Source organism: Acetobacter pomorum (assembly GCF_002738225.1).
GTDB lineage: Bacteria > Pseudomonadota > Alphaproteobacteria > Acetobacterales > Acetobacteraceae > Acetobacter > Acetobacter pomorum.
In genome coordinates this window covers 37,413-56,927 of the sequence record NZ_PEBQ01000172.1, presented here as the reverse complement: position 1 = coordinate 56,927, position 19,515 = coordinate 37,413, and the positions used below count along the sequence as shown (strand labels likewise).

The window sequence follows — 19,515 nt, the reverse complement described above, 5'->3', positions numbered from 1 at the left end:
CCATAAGTTTCTCCTGTAAACATGGAGGCCACCATGTCCGATGCCACTTCCCCTGATCTGCACCGTATTCTTGATAGCCAGCGTACCGCATTCCTGCATGCCGGACCACCCGATCTGAAACAGCGGCGGACCGATCTGCGACGCCTGAAGGCTGAAATCCTGAAGCGGCGTATGCAGATTGTACATGCCCTGAAAACAGATTTTGGCCAGCGGTCGGAGCGTGAAAGTGCCATTGTGGAACTGATCCCACTGGTGCAATCAATCAATTACATGATCCGGCATGTAGGACACTGGATGAAGCCGGAACGCCGCCATGTATCGGCTTATTTCCAGTGCGGTTGGGCCAGGGTGGTGCATCAGCCAGTAGGGGTTGTGGGAATTATTGCCCCGTGGAACTATCCGATCTCTCTGGCCCTTGTGCCGCTGGCCACAGCAATTGCGGCTGGTAACCGGGCCATGCTCAAACCCTCGGAATTCACACCGGCCACATCAGCAGTGATTGGCGAGATTGTGCAAACCATCTTTCCACCAGAACAGATTTCAGTTGTTATGGGAGACGGAGAAGTAGGGGCTGCATTCTCGGCTCTGCCCTTTGATCATATTCTGTTCACAGGTAGCACGGTGGTTGGCAGAAAAGTGGCTGAGGCTGCTGCACGCAATCTCACACCCGTCACGCTTGAACTTGGCGGCAAGTCTCCGGTAGTGATCGAGCCTGGTTTTTCCATGCAACGGGTGGCGGAGCGCGTGGCATTTGGCAAGCTGACCAATGCCGGTCAGACCTGCGTCGCCCCGGATTATGTGCTGGTTCAGGAAGATGACAAGGAAGCTTTTGCCGCCGCCTATCAGATCGCGGTGAAAAAGCTGCATCCGGGGGAGTATGTGGGTTCCCCAGATTATACGGCCATTCTTAACCAGCATCATTATGAGCGGCTAAGTGGTCTGATTCATGATGCCGAGGCACATGGGGCACAGGTCATCCGCATGGGCAGCGATTCCGCTCCCAGCCATGTTCTTGCGCCGGTTCTTATCCTGAATGTCAAACCTGAAATGGCCGTTATGCAGGAGGAAATTTTCGGACCCGTCCTGCCAGTGCTGACTTACAAAAATCTTGATGAAGCAATTGCTTTTATCAACGCACGTCCCCGACCTTTGGCTCTGTATTACTTTGGAGACAAGTGTGCTGAACGGGAGAAACTTCTAAAACGCACGGTTTCAGGAAACGTGACAATTAACGGCACATTACTGCATTATGCGCAGGATGATCTTCCTTTTGGTGGCGTGGGGGACAGTGGTATCGGTGCCTATCATGGCAAGGAAGGTTTTATGGCGCTTACTCACCCGCGTGGCATATACAAGCAGGGCCGCCTTAACGCAGCAACGCTTCTTCAACCTCCATTCAACAAGTTGACCGATGCCATTACAAATCTGATTCTGCGATGACAATGCGTGTTCTGCTTATCGGGGGTACTGGCCTCATCGGGCGCTTTGTCGATACGGATCTTGCCATGCAGCCCGACACTGCGGTGACCAGCCTGACACGTCGGCAATCATCAGGCTCCGATCATGTCATGGATTTCGAACGCCTGTACGCCGCACCCGAAACAACATTACACGCTGCGGTGTCTTCTGGGGCGGACGTGGCAATTTCCTGCCTAGGCACAACACTGCGTACCGCAGGATCACAGGCGGCTATGTTTCGCGTTGATCATGATTACGTCCTCGCTTTTGCCAAAGGTGCGTATGCGCTAGGTGCGCGTCAGTTCATTCTTGTTTCCTCTGTGGGGGCAGGTGGCCCCGGTTTTTATCTGCGGACCAAAGGTGCAATTGAGCGTGACATTAAGGCTGTAGGCTTTAAGCGCGTGGATATTATACGCCCAGGTATGCTTCTGGGGCCGCGTACGGAGGCGCGGCCACTGGAGGCAATTGGGCAGCGCTTGGCGGCAGCTCTGGCGCCGCTCATGGTTGGTCAGCTTTCCAAGTATGGTGCGATTGATGCGAAGATTGTTGCAAAAGCAATTGTCGGGCTTGTAGGGCAGGCGGGCGATGGGTGCCGAATATATGACAACGCGGATATTTGCCGCATTGCGCGTCAAACTGCCGATTGATGAAAATATGGCGTGCAGGGAAAATTCAAAATGCATCATGAGACACAGGAAAAAAGGAGATAATATTCAAAGATACATTTTTTAATAAAATGATCCTATAAGAGATATATAAGGAAATATAATTTAAAAATTATATATAAAATATCTGGTTATTGTATTTTTATATTGATACCAATCAATAAATTCTGAGGCATATAGGTATATAAACTGGCCTTGCAGCGCGGTCTGTGATGCCCGTTGCAAAATAGGAGGCGAGTTATTATGCCAAAATCAGTAGTTAATCCCGAATTTCTTCCCACTCTTGAGAAAATGCCATCTTTTGATGGTCTTTCATCGCTCTCACTTCCAGAAGTGCGAGAGGTTTTTCTAACATCTGTGCGCCTTATTGAAGGGCGGCCTCTGCCAGATGTTGTAACGCGGGAAGAATACGTGCCGGGGTTGAATAATGCCCCAGATGTACGCGTGATTGTTTATACGCCACGTAATGTACAGCCCAATGCACCGGCCATGGTTTATATTCATGGTGGTGGCCTTGTTTCTGGTCATCCTGAAGTGGATGATCCCAAATGCCAGAAACTGGCCAGTGATCTGGGCTTTCAGGTTTTCTCCGTAGATTACCGTCTGGCACCAGAAGTGAAATATCCCGGTGCAATTGAAGATTGTTATGCCGTGCTGAAATGGGTGCATGACAATGCCAGCAAGCTTGGCATCTCGCGTGATAAGGTTGCGGTTGCGGGCGAAAGTGCAGGCGGTGGTTTAAGTGCAGCGCTAAGCCTGATGGCGCGTGACAAAAAAGAATATAAGCTGGCTTTTCAGTTGCTCATTTACCCCATGCTGGATGACCGCACTGCAATAAATAGTGATCCGGGCGCCAATTTTGGTGAATTTGTCTGGACACGGTCGGCCAACAAATATGCATGGCAGGCGTATCTGGGGGATAAAGCGGGTGGACCGCAAACACCACCTTATGCCGCTGCGGGCCGCGCAACTGATCTGGCAGGTCTGCCCCCTACTTTTATTGGTGTGGGATCAATGGATCTTTTCTTGAAGGAAGATCTGGATTACGCAACCCGTCTGATGGCTGCGGCTGTGCCAACAGAAGTTATGGTAGTGCCCGGCGCGTATCATGTTTTTGACATGTATGTGCCAGATGCTGAACTTTCTCGCAGGTTTATGGATGCCTACTGCGCAGCCCTTAAACGTACACTAAATCTGTAATATCAAGAGCGCCTGACAGGGTTTTGTCTTGTCAGGCGCTGTTTTGAACACTTTATTCACTGCCTCTGCACGAAGCCATTTCTCTGGGAGAAACGGGTTCCGATGCTGCTTTACGAAGTTGCATGGCACAGCTTTGCGCTGAAATGATCATTCTTTGTGCGGGTTTGGAAAAAGAGAGCCTGCCGCCATTTTTCCCTGCGGCTATCAGGGCCAGATCTTTATAGGCATCTACAAAAATATTCTGTGCCACACTGCCTATATCTTCACAACCGCCCAGATCTGTTGGCTGAAACATGTTTCTGGCACGGAAACATAAAAGAGAAACAGTTTTTCCGGCGGAATAGGAAGATGCCGCGTTAACACCATTGTTGGAAAGGTAAGCCTGCACGTCATCTATTCCAGATGGGGAGGAGGCATAATCAACATAAAAATCTTCTCCTGTCTGGGAGACGGAAAGCGCCTGCCCACTGATATAAATGGGTTTATCTACAGGAAAATTTTTTGCAGCAGCAGTGGCATCAGATTTCCATGCTGCCCAATAGCCTTGCGCAGTGACAACGGTTGGGCGCGGAAAAACAGGGGCCCAATTTATCAGGCTTTTGCCGCCACTTAGGAATGACTTGATATCATTGGTCAGTAAAATGGATGCGGCATCTACATATGGGTAGGCATCATCCACAGTTTGCGGGACGGATGAGGCCATAACAGGTGTTGCCCACAGACACAGGGCAATCAAAAGTAATTTTTTCAAATTCATCTCCTTTCTTTGTTCCAATTATATATTGGGGAGAGAGGAGAGGTAGCCCTGTGCTAAAATTGGAGGCAGACGGTTTTCTAACCATCTGCCCATGCAATCATCAGGAATGTGCAGCAATAACAACTTTTGCCAGAGATTCAATTTCCGTGGCTTCTACACCTTCTGGGTTACGCTCAGCTTTTTTGGCCACTTCACGTTCAGCCTCACCAGCATGCACGCCGCCTTTCAGCACGTAGTTTGCCAGTTCGCGCACTTCTTCCTTGGTTGCCAGTTTGGGCTGCTTGAGGGCACGTTCAGCCAGATGAAAAAGGGAGCTGGTTTCGTGCGGTGCTTTATCGGTCATAAAAGTTATCCTTACTTATCATGATGTTCAAATCAGAGCATCTGTTCGTTGTATCAAATGGGGATGCCTCTTGTGTTCAGCTACAGGGGAAGAAAGATGGCAGCTATGTGCTAAAAAGAATTACACCTGAACGAATGAGAAATGGCTGGTTACGCTGGTGTTGTTTTATGCGTATATCCATAAGCTTAAAGTGGAAACAGCCCCAGCACTGCCGAGGAATGAATGAAAGATTTATGGTCAGGCATGTGCGCATGTCTGGATCGTGTGTTTGATATTTCCGGCCGAGGATCCACCATTGCTACAGAAATTGTGGCGGGCATTACCACTTTTGGTGCCATGGCTTATATTATGGCGGTTAACCCCACCATTCTGGCATCAGCCGGGTTAGACCAGCATGCCATGGTGCTTACCACAATTGCTGCTGCGGTTGTTGGGTCTATTATTATGGCAATAGGGGCTAATCTGCCCATAGCCCTTGCGCCTGTTATGAGTAGTAATGTGGTGTTTGCCCAAATTGTTGTTGTGCGTATGGGGGTTCCTGCCGCCCAGGCGTTTACCATGGTGCTTTTGGGCGGGTTGGCATTTCTGTTTCTCTCTCTTACGCCATGGCGCAGCAAAATTGTTGAAACATTCCCGCTTTCAGTCAAACAGGGCATTCACTTTGCCATTGGGGCTTTTGTGGCCCATATCGGCATTGTTAATGGCGGCCTGGTTACCAAAGGCGGGGAGGGGCTGGTATTCGGGCAGTTATCCAACCCTGTGGTGCTTTTGGCGCTGGCAGGCGTTTTTCTGGCAATAATGCTAAAATGGGCCCGTATTCCAGCAGCAATTCTGGTGTCTGTTATTATTATCACCATAGCCGGTTTGTGGGTGCCCCACCCAGATGGCAGCAAGGTGACACAATTACCGGCGCATTGGGTGGATTGGCCTTCCTACCCATGGTTCATGCTGTTTCCGTATGATTTTCATGGCTTGTTTGCCAATCTGTTTTTGGTTCTGCCGATAACGCTCTATTTCTTTTTAGGTGATTTTTTTGATGCTACGGGCACCATGATGGCTGTTATGCAGCGTTCCGGGTTAAAGGATAGGCAAGGGCAACCATTACTTGCAAAGTCTGCTTTTGTTGCAGATGCCACAGCAAGTGTTATTGGCTCCGCTTTGGGGACATCCACAGTTTCAGCTTATCTGGAATCTTTGGTGGGGGTGGAAGAAGGGGGCCGCACCGGGCTGACAGCTTTGGTTGTGGCGTGTCTGTTTGCGGCTTCATCCGTGTTGTGGCCACTTATTATCTGCGTACCCGCTGTGGCAACAGCACCAGCGCTTATTCTGGTGGGGTTGGGTATGCTTGGCAGCTTGCCGGATTTAAAATCTTTGGCAGCGGCGGAGCGGATTATTCCGTTGTTTATGGTGCTTGTCACCATGCTGACGGGAGATTTTATGGTCAGTTTGGCGCTGGGCTTGCTGCTACATACAGCTTTTGTAGTGACAACGCGCAAATGGGCGGAACTTACCCTAATGCTTTGCGGGTTGGACTGTGTGTTTATTGTGTATCTGGTGTTGTCTTCCAGATTAGGCCACTGAAAGAAAAAACAGGCTGCGCCAGATGTGCAGCCTGTGCCTGAAAGTAGGATCAGAACCCGATAACGGCATCACCACCAAAGGTAAACATACCGTTGTTTCGGCCACCATTAAAAGGTGTGGTACCGTTAAGGGAGCGATCAAACCGTACTTCCGGCCGGAGCTGGAAGACGCGTATATGGTGCCCCAAGTCTGGGTGATATACAACGTTTAAGGACAAATCCCCATACGTAGTGCCGTGGCCAGAAGGGCCGGCAACGGTTTCGCCGCCCGTGCCTGCCAGTGCTTCCATGTAGGAATTGTTGCCGCGGAAGGTAGCTACCATCATGTTGTTGTTATCGCGGTAGATTTCCCCACGGTAGTTGAAGGTGAAATCCTTATTGATCTTGTAACTCAGGAAACTAACAAAACTTTCTGCATCCGCACCAGCAAACTGGCCCCGTGCACCAATGCCGCGCACGCCTTCATCATGTAGGTAGTTGAATTCTGCGGTAACGGAGAGCTTGTCATTTATCTCATAAGTGGCGTTAATATCGTTCCAGAAACGTTGCGCATGATCGGCTTCATAATGCCCGACCGAGCGCCAGGAGTTTTCAGGCCCAACGCGGCTCAGTTCTACAATGCGCAATTTGCCATGCGCGAGGTTGTTCAGGTTGAAGCCAAAATAGGCCGCAGGCATGTGGTTGTTGTCTGAATGGCCGAAGGATGTCTGGTTCCCGGTATCAATCCCGAAAGTCACATCCACCATGGGTGTCACATGCCAATTGAACATGGCGCCAATATGCTCAAACGGCACAGAGTATTCAGATGTATAGGCAAGAGTATAAAAAGCGCGGGAGGTAGGGTCCAGCCCTTCCACGCCCATTGGTGCTTGCAGGATACCAACCTGCATATCTAGCCCGCCTTTTGTCAGCCACGGCAGATGCACATCTACGTGGGCCTGCGCGGGAATAAGCTGGTAGCGTGCCTTCCATTCCTCATCTGAAATACCAAGCACATGGTAATATCTGGCATCGGAACCATACAGCCCTTCCAGCGTGAAGCCTATCTGATATTCGTTCAGGCTGGAATCAATGGCTTTGGAGAGGGTGAACTCGGCTTGGTTCAACTGTACCTGGTTGGCGTGATCGGCCAAGAAGTCACCATAGTTATAGCCGGGGTTGGGGCGGGCCGGGTTTGCCATGATACCGCCTTCAATCTGGCCTGTAAGCGTAATATCAGACAACCAGTGGCCCAAGCCAGAGCTGCTGGTTTTAAGACTTGTGAACGGCAACACCTGCGCGTGCGCAGTTTTATGTAAAGCGGGAACAAGTAACGAGGAAGCAGAGAGAAGAAGGAGAACTTTCTGTTTCTTTGGGAATGTTATCATGGAGAGCGCGTTCCCTTAGGTGTGGCTATTGCGAGGCCAGATCATTCAGCAGTTTTGACACAAACATTCCGACAGAGAAATAAAAAAGTAGTGATAAATGTTATCACTCTATAGTATATAGTTATGTATTACAATTTTTGCCGCATCTGCTGGCGGAGGTCATTACAACGTTTTGTATAGTGTGCTGCCTTAAAAGCCGTAATAAAATTGATGAAAAATGCAGCTGCCAGAGAAAGAAATGAAAGTAATGTCAGCAGCTCTCCAGATGTGCGGATCGGATCATCGTAATGCAGGCCAGAGTACCATAGCAGGCTGATGCTAACGATAGCGCCGATAAAACCAAAAACACCTGTGGTTTTGATCATGGAATCTTCAACGGTTTCAAAGTCAGATGTTTCACGCCATAAATCAAAAAGCTGGCGGTCTATTTCCCCTACCGCGCCGGCATGGGCTGCTTTATCTTCTGTGGTTACTTTATGTGGGTTTTTGCGGTAGATTTCCAGTTCCTGCCGTGCTTTGGAAAAAACGCGGCGGCGTTCCTTAATGGCGGGAATACTGATATCTACAAAGCTCAGAATAGCAACATTCAATCCGGCAGAAAGCTGAATGATAGCCTGAAAATCTCCCCAAGAAACAGCCATTACATCCCCATTTGCGGTAAATACCGAAGGGTGTTTTAGCGTTTGTGGAGCGTGCTGAAAAAGGCACAGCCAGCATGTCTGCTATTCGGGGGCAGGAAACACGCTGGCTGTAAACATATTATTTAAAGCGTGCCGTTACCTCGGCAATACGTGTGCCATAAGCTGTTGCCGTATCCAGATCTCCACTGGGAATTTCATCTACACTGGCATCAGATGGGCTTTGTACCAACAGGCCAGCCGCGCCACCGAGCACGTTGATATCTGCTTTTGTGGCCGCTTTGGTGTTGGAGGGCAGCAGGCCAAGGCTGATCCAGATGCCGCCATGCTGTGCAGCCAGAACCTGAAGCCACGCCATGGTGCAGCCTTTATCACCCACCGGGCTTGCACTGTTTGTAAAACCGGCAAACAGCTTGTTCTGCCATCCACGATTGAACCAGATGCGGGATGTGGCATCTGCAAATTTTTTAAACTGCCAACTGGCGTTGCCCATATAGGTGGGAGTGCCAAACACAATGGTTTTGGCCTGGTCCAGCGTTTCCCATCCATTTTCTGGCAGGTTGCCGTTTTCATCAATTTCCAGAAGTGTGGCGCGGGCACTTTTGGCAACATATTCCGCCACTTTGCGTGTGTGGCCAAAACCGGAATGATAAATCACCACAATATCAGACATCTATGTTCTATCCTTATAATCAGGCTGGTTGCAAAAAAGTTCGCAAATCCAGATTGGCGCTTTTTTATTCCTTCGATAAGAAGTGTTTTAGATAATTCATCTCACACTCCTAGGGTGAGATCATGTTGTCAGCCATGCAGATACAAAAAACGCCGCAGTATGAATGCGGCGTTTTTTTTCAAGTATTCAGATCTGCTCAATTGTTGAAAAATCAAAGTGCTGCCCTGTGGGGTTTTCTCCCAGCCTGATGCTGGAGGGCGAGGGCATGGAATAAGGCGGAACTGGCAGATTATAAGGGGCGGGGGCACCTTTATAAACGCGGCCAGCCAGATCAAATTTTGATCCGTGGCACGGGCAACCATAACCGCCAGATGTATCGGCTGTGTTACCCGTAGGCGGGTTAAGGCCCGGCACACAGCCCAAATGCGTGCAGATGCCCACATAAACACCATATTCCGGCACAAGGGAGCGGTGCCAGTTGCGGGCATAAGTGGGTTGCTGGTTGGCTGTGGAATCTGCATCGCGCAGCTTTTCGGCCAGTGCGTGATCTTGCAGCAAGGCAAGCTCCTCTGGCGTCCGGCGCATGATAAACACAGGTTTGCCCTGCCATACCACCGTCATCTGCTGGCCGGGCGTTAGCTTGGAAATATCAACATCTACCGGTAGATGGGCGGAGGCACTGTCCTGCGGTTTCAGGCTTTGCACAAATGGCACAGCACAGGCCGCCAAACCTGTAACTGTGCCAGCCGTGGTCACAATTCCCAGAAAGTCACGGCGGCCGGGGGCCTGTTCTGTAACTGCGTTTTCTTCGGTTTCACGTGTCATGCTGTTCGTGCTTTCCGTTTATCCGTGCGACTTCAGGTTTTTCCAGATTTTCCGCTTCCATGCGATAGCCAGAACAAGCAGAACAGCCAGATAAGCCAGAACCCCTTTGCCAATATTGTGGCGCTCATTACGGTGCGGATCTGCAGCCCAGACCAGAAATGCGGTTACATCCTTTGCCTGCTGCTCCACGGTTGCCGGTGTGCCATCGGGGTATTGTATGGCTCCATTTATTAATGGCGGGGGCATGCCAATCATGTGGCCTTCTGCCCAGTCATTATAGAATTTTCCCGGCACCATTGGTGCGCCAGCAGGTGGCGGCATGCGGTAGCCTGTGAGAAACGCATAAAGCCAGTCAGCACCACCGGGGTGCACAGCCGCCAGGCGAGATTGATCCGGCGGCGCAACCCCACCCATAACCGCAGCCGCTGCGGCATCATTGGGGAAGGGGGAACGGAAGTGATCATCCGGCAAGCCGGGGCGCATGGTTGGCATGCCCGAGATGCCAACAGGGCCGGGGATCTGCTTGCTATGGGCCAGATCTGTAATGGCTTGGTCACTTAACCCAATGCCTTCCAGATCCCGATAGGTCAGGCTGCGCATGCCGTGGCAGCTGGCGCATATATGGTCATACACCAAAAAGCCGCGTTGCAGGCTGGCTTTATCATAGGTACCTGTTGCCCCTTCAAAGCTCCATTTCTGATGCGGCGGGGCTTTATCGGGCGTGTTGGCCAGTGTGGGCGTTGCAAGTGTAAACGCTGCCAGCAAAGAGCCTGTAAAAACATGCTTGCGCATCAGGCATCTCCCTGTGAGGCCGCAATGGAAGAAGGAACTGGGCGTGTTTTTTCCGTGCGGGATACTAGAGGAAGAAACACAAGAAAATATCCAAAATAATAAAGCCCGGCCAAACGTGCGGCAATCAGCCACCCACCTTGTGCGTGATGTTTGCCTGCATCTGCCAGCACAATAAATGCGCACACAACACCCAGCAGCCCAATACGGCACAGGGGGCGGAACCGCATGGATCGCACGGGGGAGCGATCAAGCCACGGCAAGGCAAACAGAACCAATAGAGATCCCGCCGCAGCAACAAGACCACCAAACTTGGAAGGTACGGATTGCAGCAGCCCATAAAATGGTAGGAAATACCATTCCGGCTCAATATCCGCAGGCGTATGCATAGGGTCTGCCGGGGTGTAGTTGTCTGGCTCAATCAGCATGTTGGGCCAAAAGAACATCAGGGCCGCAAACACCATGGCAAACAGAATAAGCCCAACCAGATCCTTACTGACATAATAGGGGTAGAAGGGCACCGTATCCTTGGGGGTGCGTGGTTCCACACCAATCGGGTTATTGGAGCCCGAAACATGCACAGCTGCTACATGCAGCCCCACAACACCTACAATCAGAAACGCCAGTACAAAATGCAGCACAAAAAAGCGGTGGAGGAAGATGTCTCCCAAATGGTCGCTGCCAGCCATAATGTGTTCTAGCGTTGGGCCAATACCCGGTATGGCACCAACAGCCTTGGTAATAACATCAGCCCCCCAGTAAGACATCTGGCCCCAAGGCAGCAGATAGCCCGCAAAGGCTGTGGCCATAACCATAAGCATCAGCACAAGGCCGGTCAGCCACAACAGCTCACGCGGGGCTTTGTAAGATCCGTAATAAAGCCCGCGGAACAAGTGTAGATACAAAGCGGCCAAAAACAGGTTTGCGCCTGTCATGTGCATGGCGCGTAAAAGCCATCCACCAGAAAGCTGGCGCTCTATGGCCTCTACAGAAAGAAAAGCCCCTGCATCTGTGGGCGTATAGTTCATGGCCAGAAAAATGCCACTTGCCAGCATAAGGGCCAGAACAAGCGTAAGAATGGCTCCAAAATTCCACCAGCCATTCAGATTGCGAGGCATACGAAAATCGACATATTCAGCCCGAAAGGCGGAAATAATCGGTAGGCGTCTGTTAATCCAGCCAGCCAGGCCAGAACAGGGTGGTGTGGAAGAAGCAGATGCCTGCTTCTGGTCGGGTATGCTCATGGTAAATCCATGTTGGCTGGCAGAAACAGGGGCAGGCAGCCCTCCATATTCCGCAGTGGCAGTAGGGAAAGGTCTCGTATGTCGAAAACTGGCATACGGAGTTTATAGTGCAGATCTGGTATGAGGGGCATACAGGTTAATGTCGTTTAATATGCCTATGTGCGGTGTAAAACGCACATGCTTGTAAAAATACCATAAAAACCTGCCATTAAGTGCTATCAGAATAATCAGGGTTAAGGCGTAACAGGCCCCTTTACCTTATCCGGATAGATAAGGATGCATCATAACTTTGCCGAAACATTTGGGCAAGATGGCGCTGTTTTTAACAAACTGTGAAGGCGTTTGCTCTTGCATAAGGCAAATTGCAGGGCCATCATACTGGTTATCACTCGCATGTTGTGGGTGTGATGTTCTCAGGGCAGGGTGAAAATCCCTACCGGCGGTAAGCAGCACAGGGTGCTGTAAGCCCGCGAGCGCCCGCTTTTTGGCGGGGTCAGCAGATCCGGTGCAATTCCGGAGCCGACGGTGATAGTCCGGATGGAAGAGAACAGTAAGGTCATGCTGCGTTATCGTGATTCGGTTAGAATTGCGAACGCGCGAGGCTACCTTATGCCCTGAGTCCGTCTGGTTTATGAGAACGCGGGCAGAAACAGGGTGAACAGCTTTTCACAGATTTCCCGACAGATCATGCCAGAACGCATTGGTGCGGCATTTCAGCTTGCCGTGGCCGAGGCATGGAGTTTTGTAGGCCGCACAGCGCCCAACCCGCCGGTAGGCTGTGTGTTGCTGGATGCGCAGGGTGAGGTGTTGGTTGTGGCCGCGCATCATCAGGCTGGCACCGCACATGCAGAAAGGCGGGCGGTAGAACAGGCGCGTGCTCTTGGAGTGGTGGAGCGGATTGATACCGCTGTTGTCACGCTGGAGCCCTGCAACCATACCGGGCGCACCCCTCCATGCACGGAAGCATTGCTCTCCACCCCTGTAAAAACAGTCTGGATTGGCTGCGCAGACCCCAACCCCCATGTGCAGGGGGGTGGTGCCGCCCGTCTGGAACAGGAAGGCCTTACAGTTAACCGCCTATGGCAGTGCATGAATGCCACCACCACCTACGCACACTGCCGCGCCTTGCTGGCTCCGTTTGCATGGCGCATGACGCACGGACGTCCCTGGATAACGGTGAAGCAGGCGCTGGATGGCAAAGGTTCCATGGTGCCTCCCAAGGGGCAGAAAACCTTTACCACTCCGGCCTCTCTACGGTTGGCGCATGCCTTGCGGCGCGTAACAGATGGTATTGTTACGGCCACAGGCACCGTATTGGCTGATCGGCCCACGCTGACGGTTCGGCATGTTGAGGATCACCCCCATCGCCAAAGGTTGTTGGTAGTATGCGGGCAGAAAAACCATGCCCCGGCTGAGTGGCTGGCTGATGTTTCTGCCGCGTTTGACGTGCACTTCTGCCCCGATATTGCGCAACTTCCAGATATTCTGGCCCAGAGTGATGCGTTGTGGGTGTTGGTAGAGGCCGGGCCCACCCTGCTGGAAGCCCTTAAAACCCATAATCTGTGGGATGATTGGCTGACCATTCGTCAGGATGCGTCAGGGCAGGATCATCTTGCTGTTTCAACCCAACATGATGTCACACCCCTTTCTCTTTTTCCTGAATGGGTGCGGTGTACGCAGGAGCAGGTATGTTTTCCGGTATCATAGAATCTCTCGGTCATGTGGCCAAGGCGGAGCACAGCCCCCAGTCTTTGATGCTGGAAGTGAAAACCGGGTTGCATGATGTGGCGGAGGGGGAAAGCATCGCCGTAAATGGCGTGTGCCTGACAGCCGTCGAACCTTCAACAACCGGCCTTGTGCGCTTTTTTGTCAGCAGCGAGACACTGGATTGCACCACATTAGGCGCACTTGAAGGCGGAAGCCGGGTCAATCTGGAACGGGCGGTTACGCCGGCTACACGTCTTTCAGGGCATATTGTGCAAGGCCATGTGGATGCCGTGGCCCGGTTTGTGGAATGCACACAGTCTGGCGATGCACGGCGTGTGGTGTTTGAAGTGCCTGCGCAGTTGCGGCGTTACATGGTGGCCAAGGGGTCTGTTGCGCTTGCGGGTATCAGCCTGACCCTCAACGAAGTGGGTGAGCCAGAAGGCGAGACCTTTCCTATCGAACTGATGATTATCCCGCATACGTGGGAGCACACCACACTGGGCACGCTGAAGGTAGGCGATTGCGTGAATGTGGAAGTGGACATCATTGCCAAATATGTGGAGGCACAATGCCGCACCAAGTAAATAAAGCTGCCCCGGTAGCCCCCAAGGCATCGGACAGGCTGTTGAAAGCGGTGGAAGCCGTGCGTGCTGGCCGCATGGTCATTATGGTGGATGATGAGGATCGTGAAAACGAAGGCGATCTGGTCATGGCGGCAGAGTTCATGACGCCAGATGCCATGAACTTCATGATCACCCATGCCCGTGGCCTTGTGTGCCTTCCGCTTACCCCAGAACAGGTGGACCGGCTTGGCCTGCCTATGATGGTAAGGCAGAGCGATAATACAGCCCAATATGGTACGGCGTTTACAGTCTCCATTGAGGCGAAGGAAGGTGTCAGTACCGGTATTTCCGCGCCAGATAGGGCACGCACAGTGCTGGTTGCAGCATCAGAAAACGCAACACCAGCAGATATCGCAACGCCGGGGCATATCTTTCCGTTGCGGGCCGCCCCCGGTGGGGTGCTGGAACGGATTGGCCATACAGAAGGCTCGCTTGATCTGCTGCGTCTGGCAGGTTTGAAGCCTGCCGCGGTTATCTGCGAAATTCTGAATGAAGATGGCACCATGGCGCGCCGCCCGCAACTGGAAGTGTTTGCGCGCCAACATGATCTGCCGATTGTCTCTATTGCCGAGCTGGTGACGTGGATTAAGGCGCATGGCCTGTCTTCCTTGGCGCAGCAAGCTTCGGAAGCACCGCAAGGTGATGTGGCAGAAGACGCTGTGCCAGATCTGGCACAGGCATTCTTACCCAGTGCTTACGGGGGGAATGATCTGATTATTCACGCTTTTCAGGATGAAAACGGCGTAGAGCACGTTGCCTTGGTAAAAGGGGATGTGCATCGCAAAGATGCTGTGCCACTGGTACGCCTGCATTCTGAATGTGTAACGGGCGATGCCTTGGGCTCTTTGCGGTGCGATTGTGGATCACAACTGCATGCGGCACTTCGGGCCATAGGGCAGGCAGAGTGTGGTGTGTTGGTGTATGTGCGCGGGCACGAAGGCCGCGGCATTGGGCTGGTGAACAAGATCCGTGCCTATGAGTTACAGGATGCCGGGCTGGATACTGTGGATGCCAACCATCGGCTGGGTTTTGCAACGGATGCGCGAGACTGGCGTGCCGCCTCTGGCGTGTTGCGCAGCCTTGGTGTGGGTGAACTGGATTTGCTGACAAATAACCCGGATAAGGTACGTGCGTTGGAAGCGCGCGGGTTTATGGTGCGGCGGCGCATTGGGTTGGAAATTCCCCCCAATGTGCATAATCGTGCCTATTTGGATGCCAAACGGCGGCGTATGGGGCACCATCTGGGGCGTTTTGTCGCGGCTGATGCTGAGCCAGATGCGGTTGTCTGATTTTTTTCATAAGTGATAATTATTAAGGTGTTTAACTGATGGGTACTCGTTCCCCTGTTTCCTTGCCGGATCTCAAGGCGCTTTCTCCTGCACCGCGTCTGGCCATTATTGTGAGCCGATTTAATGAAGTTGTTACAGGTGGTCTGCGTGATGGTGCCATTGCATGGTTGGCGGAACATAATATCTCTGTGAACGACAGTGATATTTTTGCCGCCCCCGGTGCTTTTGAAATGCCGCTTTTAGCGCAAACACTGGCAAAAACAGGCAAATATGAAGGCGTTATCTGCCTTGGATGCGTTGTAAAAGGAGATACAGCGCATTTTGAATTTATTAGCCTGGGCGCCACAATGGGTATTCTTCAGGCCTCTTTGGCCACAGAAACGCCTATCGCCTTTGGTGTGCTGACAACTTATACAGAAGAACAGGCACAGGTGCGCTCTGCCAATGATGTTCATAACAAAGGGCGCGAAGCTGCTGCCGCATGTGTGGAATCTCTGGCCTTACTGCGCCAGATCAAAGGCTGAATAAATGGGCTGTGTTAGACTGCGTCTGCAAAAAGTGTAGAAGCCAACCCAGAAAAGGATGGAGGGAGCATGAAGCGGGTCACTCTCATTGCCGGGATTTTCGGTTTGGGGTTGACCGTATGGATGCTGGCCCAATTTGGGGTATCCTCCATTTTTTCCCTTGTTATGACAGGGGGATGGGGCATTCTGGCAGCCATTGCTTTTCATAGCATACAGGTTTTTCTTTCTGCATCCGCGTGGCGCACGATTGCTGGCAGCACTTATGGCCCGGTTTTGCCTCTAAGAGCCTATTTTATGCTCCGCTGTGTGCGTGAGGGCATAAATAATCTGCTTCCCGTTGCGCAGGTTGGCGGTGAGGTCATGTCTTCCCGCCTTTTGGCCCGGCGTGGTTTGGGCCTGAAACACGCAGCCGCGGCGACAATCTGCGATCTGACAATTGAACTGCTGAGCCAGGTTATATTCACCCTAAGCGGTTTGGTATTGCTTCTGTTTTTGGTCAAGCGTTCTGCCGTAACAGATCGGTTGCTGGAAAGCGCATTGGTGCTGCTGGCTATTGGAGGGGGCGTTTTTATCAGCCAGTGGCTGGGAGCCGTGGCGTTTATAGAAAAACTGCTGATCCGTATTGCCGCCCATCTGGGATGGAGCGGAGTAGATGGTATTCGCGGGCTTAATCAGGAAGTGCTTGCATTATACAAATCAGGCCGCAATGCGGTGATGGGTTTGATATTGCAGTTTTGTGCATGGGCTTTGGGCGCTGTGGAAGTCTGGCTGATTCTGCATTTTATGGGGCACGGGTGTTCTCTTGCTACCGGTTTTGTGATCGAGGGGGTGGGAGAGGCGGCTAAATCTGCCGGCTTTGCCGTGCCCGGCGCCCTTGGGGTGTCAGAGGGAGGGTATATTATGGTTGGTAGCCTTTTTGGCATGCCACCACCCGTTGCCATTGCGCTTTCTCTTATCAAACGTTTGCGTGAAATTGCTTGGGGTTTACCCTCTCTTGTGCTTTGGCAATGGCTTGAGCATACATGGCGCCCTTATGCCGAGCGCCTGCGCAAAATGCCCTTTTCCCGCACGGGTCTGTAAAAAGGAAAACAGCGCCCTGCTTACATCATCACTTGCTTCTGGCTGGGGGGTTGGGCAAACCATGACAGCCCTTCTGTTTGGGCCGTGATTATTTTGGGAACCTGTCGTTCATCATGCTATTTGCACCCATAGGTCGTTTCATTACGTTCTGCGCCCGCCATGCCTGGGCTGTTGTGGCGTTGTTTCTCGTGCTTTCGGGGGCAGGCGTTTATGCTGGCATGACCCGTTTGGGCGTAACGACAGATACCAGTAAAATGCTGTCTCCCCGTTTGGAGTGGAAGCAGCGTTCCGATGAAATGGGGCGTTTGTTCCCCCAAAAGGAAAACCTTCTGGTTGCGGTTATTCAGGCAAAAATGCCTGAGGAAGGGCAGGAAACAGCGCGGGAGCTCGCTGCCAAAATAAGCGCGGATCATAAACATTTCTCTTTTGCGCACAGGCCAGATGCCAACCCGTATCTGTTGCGCAATGGCCTGATGTTTTTAGAGCCACAGCCGCTGTCCCAAGTGTTGAATGACACAATTACAGCGCAACCCTTTTTGGCCGCATTGGCGCAGGATCCTTCAGCCCGTGGGCTGTTTGGCGCCCTTTCTCTTATGGCAGAGGGTGTAAAACAGGATCAGGCCAATCTCTCCGGGTTTCAGGCCCCTTTGTCTGGCTTTGCCAATACGCTTGAGCAGGCAGTTGCGGGCCATGCCGAGGCCATGTCATGGCAGCAGCTTCTGGGTGGCAAGCTTTCTGATCTGGCGGGGAATTATCAGTTCGTTATTACCAAGCCGATACTGGATTACGGGTCTTTCCAGCCGGGTGGTGCAGCGGCAGATGCCATGCGGCAGGCGATCAGCACTTTGGAGTTTGTAAAAAACGGACACGCCAAAGTTTACCTGACAGGCCAAGTTCAACTGGATGATGAAGAATTTGCAACCGTGGCGGAAGGTATGGTGGCAGGGCTTTTGGGGTCTTTGGCACTTGTAACCCTGTGGCTGACGCTTGCAGTCAGAACATGGCGCGTGGTGCTGCCCATTGTGGTGACACTTGTTGTTGGCCTATTGCTGACAACCGGTTTTGCGGCTGTAGCCGTTGGCACGCTTAACCTGATTTCCGTGGCCTTTGCCATTTTGTTTGTTGGCATTGCGGTGGACTTTGCCATTCAGTTTTCGGTCCGATTTCGGGCGCAAACGCCCACGCAGGCGGGTGAGGAAGGTGTGTTTGAAGCCCTCCGCCTGACAGGGGAGGAAACCGGGCACCAAATTCTGGTGGCGGCTCTGGCAACCTCCGCCGGGTTTCTGGCCTTTACGCCCACAGCTTTTCTGGGCGTGGCGCAGCTTGGCCTTATTGCCGGTATTGGCATGTTGGTTGCGTTTATCTGCACCACAACGCTTTTGCCTTCATTGCTGAAAATCTGCCATCCGCCGCTTAACTGCCCAAGCATGGGCTATGCGTTTATGAAGCCGGTGGACATTAAAATCCGCCATATGCGCAAACTGCTTCTGGCCTTTTTTGCGGTGGTAGCTTTGGTGGGGTTGGCCTTGGTGCCTAGCCTGCAGTTTGATGGAGACCCGCTACACACCAAAAATCCGAATTCGGAAGGGATGCGCGCCCTTAAACTGCTGATCAACAACCCGCAGACATCACCTTACAGTGCAGAACTGCTGGTGCATTCCCTTGATGATGCGGAAAAGGAAACCACGCGGCTTTCTAATCTGCCAGATGTGAATGATGTGATGTGGCTGGGGTCCTTTGTGCCAACCCAGCAGCAGCAAAAGCTGGCGCTTATTCAGGATGCGGCCTCCATTCTGCTGCCAACACTTATTGTGCCGCAACCCAAGGCAGCCCCAACAGCGGATGATCTGCGGAAATCAGCGCATGATACATCAGCCGCTTTGGCAGGTGTGCTAGATAAACTGCCAGCGCAGGATCCGCTGCGGCGTATTCAGGCAGCGCTGGCCAAGCTGGCAGAGGCACCAGATGCCACTGTGCAGTCTGCCAACACTGCGTTGGTACGCTTTTTGCCAACAGAACTGGATCAGCTGCGTGCCATGCTGCAGGCAACTCCTGTCAGCATTAAGGATGTGCCGTCCGAAATTGCGGATGATTATCTGCTGCCAGATGGCCGTGCGCTGGTGGAAGTGCATCCTAAGGGTGTTATGTCCAATTCAGGCGCGTTGCGTAAATTTGTGGCGTCTCTTCAAAAGGTTGAGCCACAAATGGCAGGCACAGCCGTTGATATTGTGGAAAGTGCGCGCTCCATTGTGAAGGCATTTGAGCAGGCCGCAGGTGCTGCCATTGTGATGATTGCCGTTATCCTTATGCTGGCCTTGCGCCGCGTGAAGGATATGGCGCTTGTTTTGGCACCGCTGCTGCTTTCTGCCCTGATGACGGTTATTCTGGTCGTGCTGCTGCCTGAAACCTTGAACTTTGCCAACATTATTGCATTACCCCTGCTGCTTGGGGTTGGGGTTTCTTTCAACATTTATTTTGTCATGAACTGGCGGGATGGCGTAAAATATCCGCTGGCGTCTCCCACAGCCCGCGCTGTGCTGTTTTCCGCTCTTACAACGGGCACGGCTTTTGGCTCATTGGCCCTTTCTCATCATCCGGGCACAGCCAGCATGGGGCGGTTGCTCCTGCTTTCTCTGGGCTGCACGTTGTTGGCAACACTTGTATTTGTGCCAGCTCTTTTGCCCAAGCGGCCTATAGATGAAGCCTGATAGAAGCAGGCGTAAAATCAGGACATAAAAAAAGCCTCCCGATAT

General features: G+C 52.2%; 18 protein-coding genes and 1 riboswitch. Of the genes, 10 read left to right on the top strand and 8 right to left on the bottom strand.

All coding sequences use genetic code 11. The features are described 5' to 3' along the window. Positions 1–21: 21 nt before the first annotated feature. From CSR02_RS13505 to CSR02_RS13495, 3 genes are all read left to right on the top strand, one after another. Positions 22–1,440, top strand: a complete 1,419-nt coding sequence (locus CSR02_RS13505; protein WP_183172605.1) for a coniferyl aldehyde dehydrogenase — start codon at positions 22–24, stop codon at positions 1,438–1,440. After that, complete coding sequence (locus tag CSR02_RS13500; RefSeq protein ID WP_099541989.1) at positions 1,437–2,105, top strand: NAD(P)H-binding protein; 669 nt, start codon at positions 1,437–1,439, stop codon at positions 2,103–2,105. The genes CSR02_RS13505 and CSR02_RS13500 overlap by 4 nt, the downstream gene beginning before the upstream one ends. Before the next feature lie 261 nt (positions 2,106–2,366). Next, the gene (locus CSR02_RS13495; RefSeq protein ID WP_042787680.1) at positions 2,367–3,323 is read left to right on the top strand and encodes an alpha/beta hydrolase; all 957 of its coding nucleotides are present in this window, start codon (positions 2,367–2,369) and stop codon (positions 3,321–3,323) included. 52 nt (positions 3,324–3,375) lie between these two features. Here CSR02_RS13495 and CSR02_RS13490 read toward each other — a convergent pair whose 3' ends face one another. After that, positions 3,376–4,080: a hypothetical protein gene (locus CSR02_RS13490; protein WP_099541988.1), complete on the bottom strand. Its 705-nt coding sequence runs from the start codon at positions 4,078–4,080 to the stop codon at positions 3,376–3,378. A gap of 100 nt (positions 4,081–4,180) precedes the next feature. After that, a complete protein-coding gene (locus CSR02_RS13485) occupies positions 4,181–4,423 on the bottom strand; it encodes a hypothetical protein (RefSeq protein ID WP_042787678.1) in 243 nt (80 codons plus the stop codon). A gap of 222 nt (positions 4,424–4,645) precedes the next feature. On the opposite strand from CSR02_RS13485, the gene CSR02_RS13480 reads away from it, so the two are divergent. Further along, entirely contained in the window at positions 4,646–6,004 is a 1,359-nt protein-coding gene (locus CSR02_RS13480; RefSeq protein WP_099541987.1) for an NCS2 family permease, read from the top strand. Positions 6,005–6,053: 49 nt separating this feature from the next. On the opposite strand, the gene CSR02_RS13475 is transcribed toward CSR02_RS13480, so the two are convergent. The 6 genes from CSR02_RS13475 to CSR02_RS13450 all read right to left on the bottom strand — a co-directional run bounded on the left by CSR02_RS13475 (position 6,054) and on the right by CSR02_RS13450 (position 11,539). Next, complete coding sequence (locus CSR02_RS13475) at positions 6,054–7,370, bottom strand: outer membrane beta-barrel protein (protein WP_099541986.1); 1,317 nt, start codon at positions 7,368–7,370, stop codon at positions 6,054–6,056. A gap of 128 nt (positions 7,371–7,498) precedes the next feature. Next, on the bottom strand, positions 7,499–8,011 hold the full coding sequence (locus CSR02_RS13470) for a hypothetical protein (protein ID WP_099541985.1): 513 nt from the start codon (positions 8,009–8,011) through the stop codon (positions 7,499–7,501). A gap of 118 nt (positions 8,012–8,129) precedes the next feature. Then, positions 8,130–8,681 (bottom strand): flavodoxin family protein, encoded by a 552-nt coding sequence (locus CSR02_RS13465; RefSeq protein ID WP_099541984.1) that lies wholly within the window; start codon positions 8,679–8,681, stop codon positions 8,130–8,132. Positions 8,682–8,867: 186 nt separating this feature from the next. After that, positions 8,868–9,506 carry a ubiquinol-cytochrome c reductase iron-sulfur subunit gene (gene petA, locus CSR02_RS13460; RefSeq protein ID WP_099541983.1) on the bottom strand — a complete coding sequence of 213 codons (639 nt, stop codon included), beginning with the start codon at positions 9,504–9,506 and terminating at the stop codon, positions 8,868–8,870. A gap of 18 nt (positions 9,507–9,524) precedes the next feature. After that, complete coding sequence (locus CSR02_RS13455) at positions 9,525–10,298, bottom strand: cytochrome c1 (protein WP_099541982.1); 774 nt, start codon at positions 10,296–10,298, stop codon at positions 9,525–9,527. Further along, positions 10,298–11,539, bottom strand: a complete 1,242-nt coding sequence (locus CSR02_RS13450; protein WP_099541981.1) for a cytochrome b — start codon at positions 11,537–11,539, stop codon at positions 10,298–10,300. Before CSR02_RS13450 ends, CSR02_RS13455 begins: the two co-directional genes overlap by 1 nt. Before the next feature lie 405 nt (positions 11,540–11,944). Beyond that, a riboswitch (FMN riboswitch) is annotated at positions 11,945–12,092 on the top strand. Positions 12,093–12,193: 101 nt separating this feature from the next. Between CSR02_RS13450 and ribD the strand changes: the two genes are divergently transcribed. The 6 genes from ribD to CSR02_RS13420 all read left to right on the top strand — a co-directional run bounded on the left by ribD (position 12,194) and on the right by CSR02_RS13420 (position 19,470). Next, positions 12,194–13,246 (top strand): bifunctional diaminohydroxyphosphoribosylaminopyrimidine deaminase/5-amino-6-(5-phosphoribosylamino)uracil reductase RibD, encoded by a 1,053-nt coding sequence (gene ribD / locus CSR02_RS13445; protein WP_099541980.1) that lies wholly within the window; start codon positions 12,194–12,196, stop codon positions 13,244–13,246. Next, a complete protein-coding gene (locus CSR02_RS13440; protein WP_099541979.1) occupies positions 13,228–13,830 on the top strand; it encodes a riboflavin synthase in 603 nt (200 codons plus the stop codon). The genes ribD and CSR02_RS13440 overlap by 19 nt, the downstream gene beginning before the upstream one ends. Continuing rightward, positions 13,815–15,158: a 3,4-dihydroxy-2-butanone-4-phosphate synthase gene (ribB, locus tag CSR02_RS13435; protein WP_099541978.1), complete on the top strand. Its 1,344-nt coding sequence runs from the start codon at positions 13,815–13,817 to the stop codon at positions 15,156–15,158. Before CSR02_RS13440 ends, ribB begins: the two co-directional genes overlap by 16 nt. A 38-nt stretch (positions 15,159–15,196) precedes the next feature. Then, a complete protein-coding gene (ribH, locus tag CSR02_RS13430; RefSeq protein ID WP_099541977.1) occupies positions 15,197–15,682 on the top strand; it encodes a 6,7-dimethyl-8-ribityllumazine synthase in 486 nt (161 codons plus the stop codon). A gap of 69 nt (positions 15,683–15,751) precedes the next feature. After that, the gene (locus tag CSR02_RS13425) at positions 15,752–16,762 is read left to right on the top strand and encodes a lysylphosphatidylglycerol synthase domain-containing protein (protein ID WP_042787667.1); all 1,011 of its coding nucleotides are present in this window, start codon (positions 15,752–15,754) and stop codon (positions 16,760–16,762) included. Between the two features lie 113 nt (positions 16,763–16,875). Continuing rightward, positions 16,876–19,470 carry an MMPL family transporter gene (locus tag CSR02_RS13420; RefSeq protein ID WP_099542004.1) on the top strand — a complete coding sequence of 865 codons (2,595 nt, stop codon included), beginning with the start codon at positions 16,876–16,878 and terminating at the stop codon, positions 19,468–19,470. Positions 19,471–19,515: the final 45 nt, after the last annotated feature.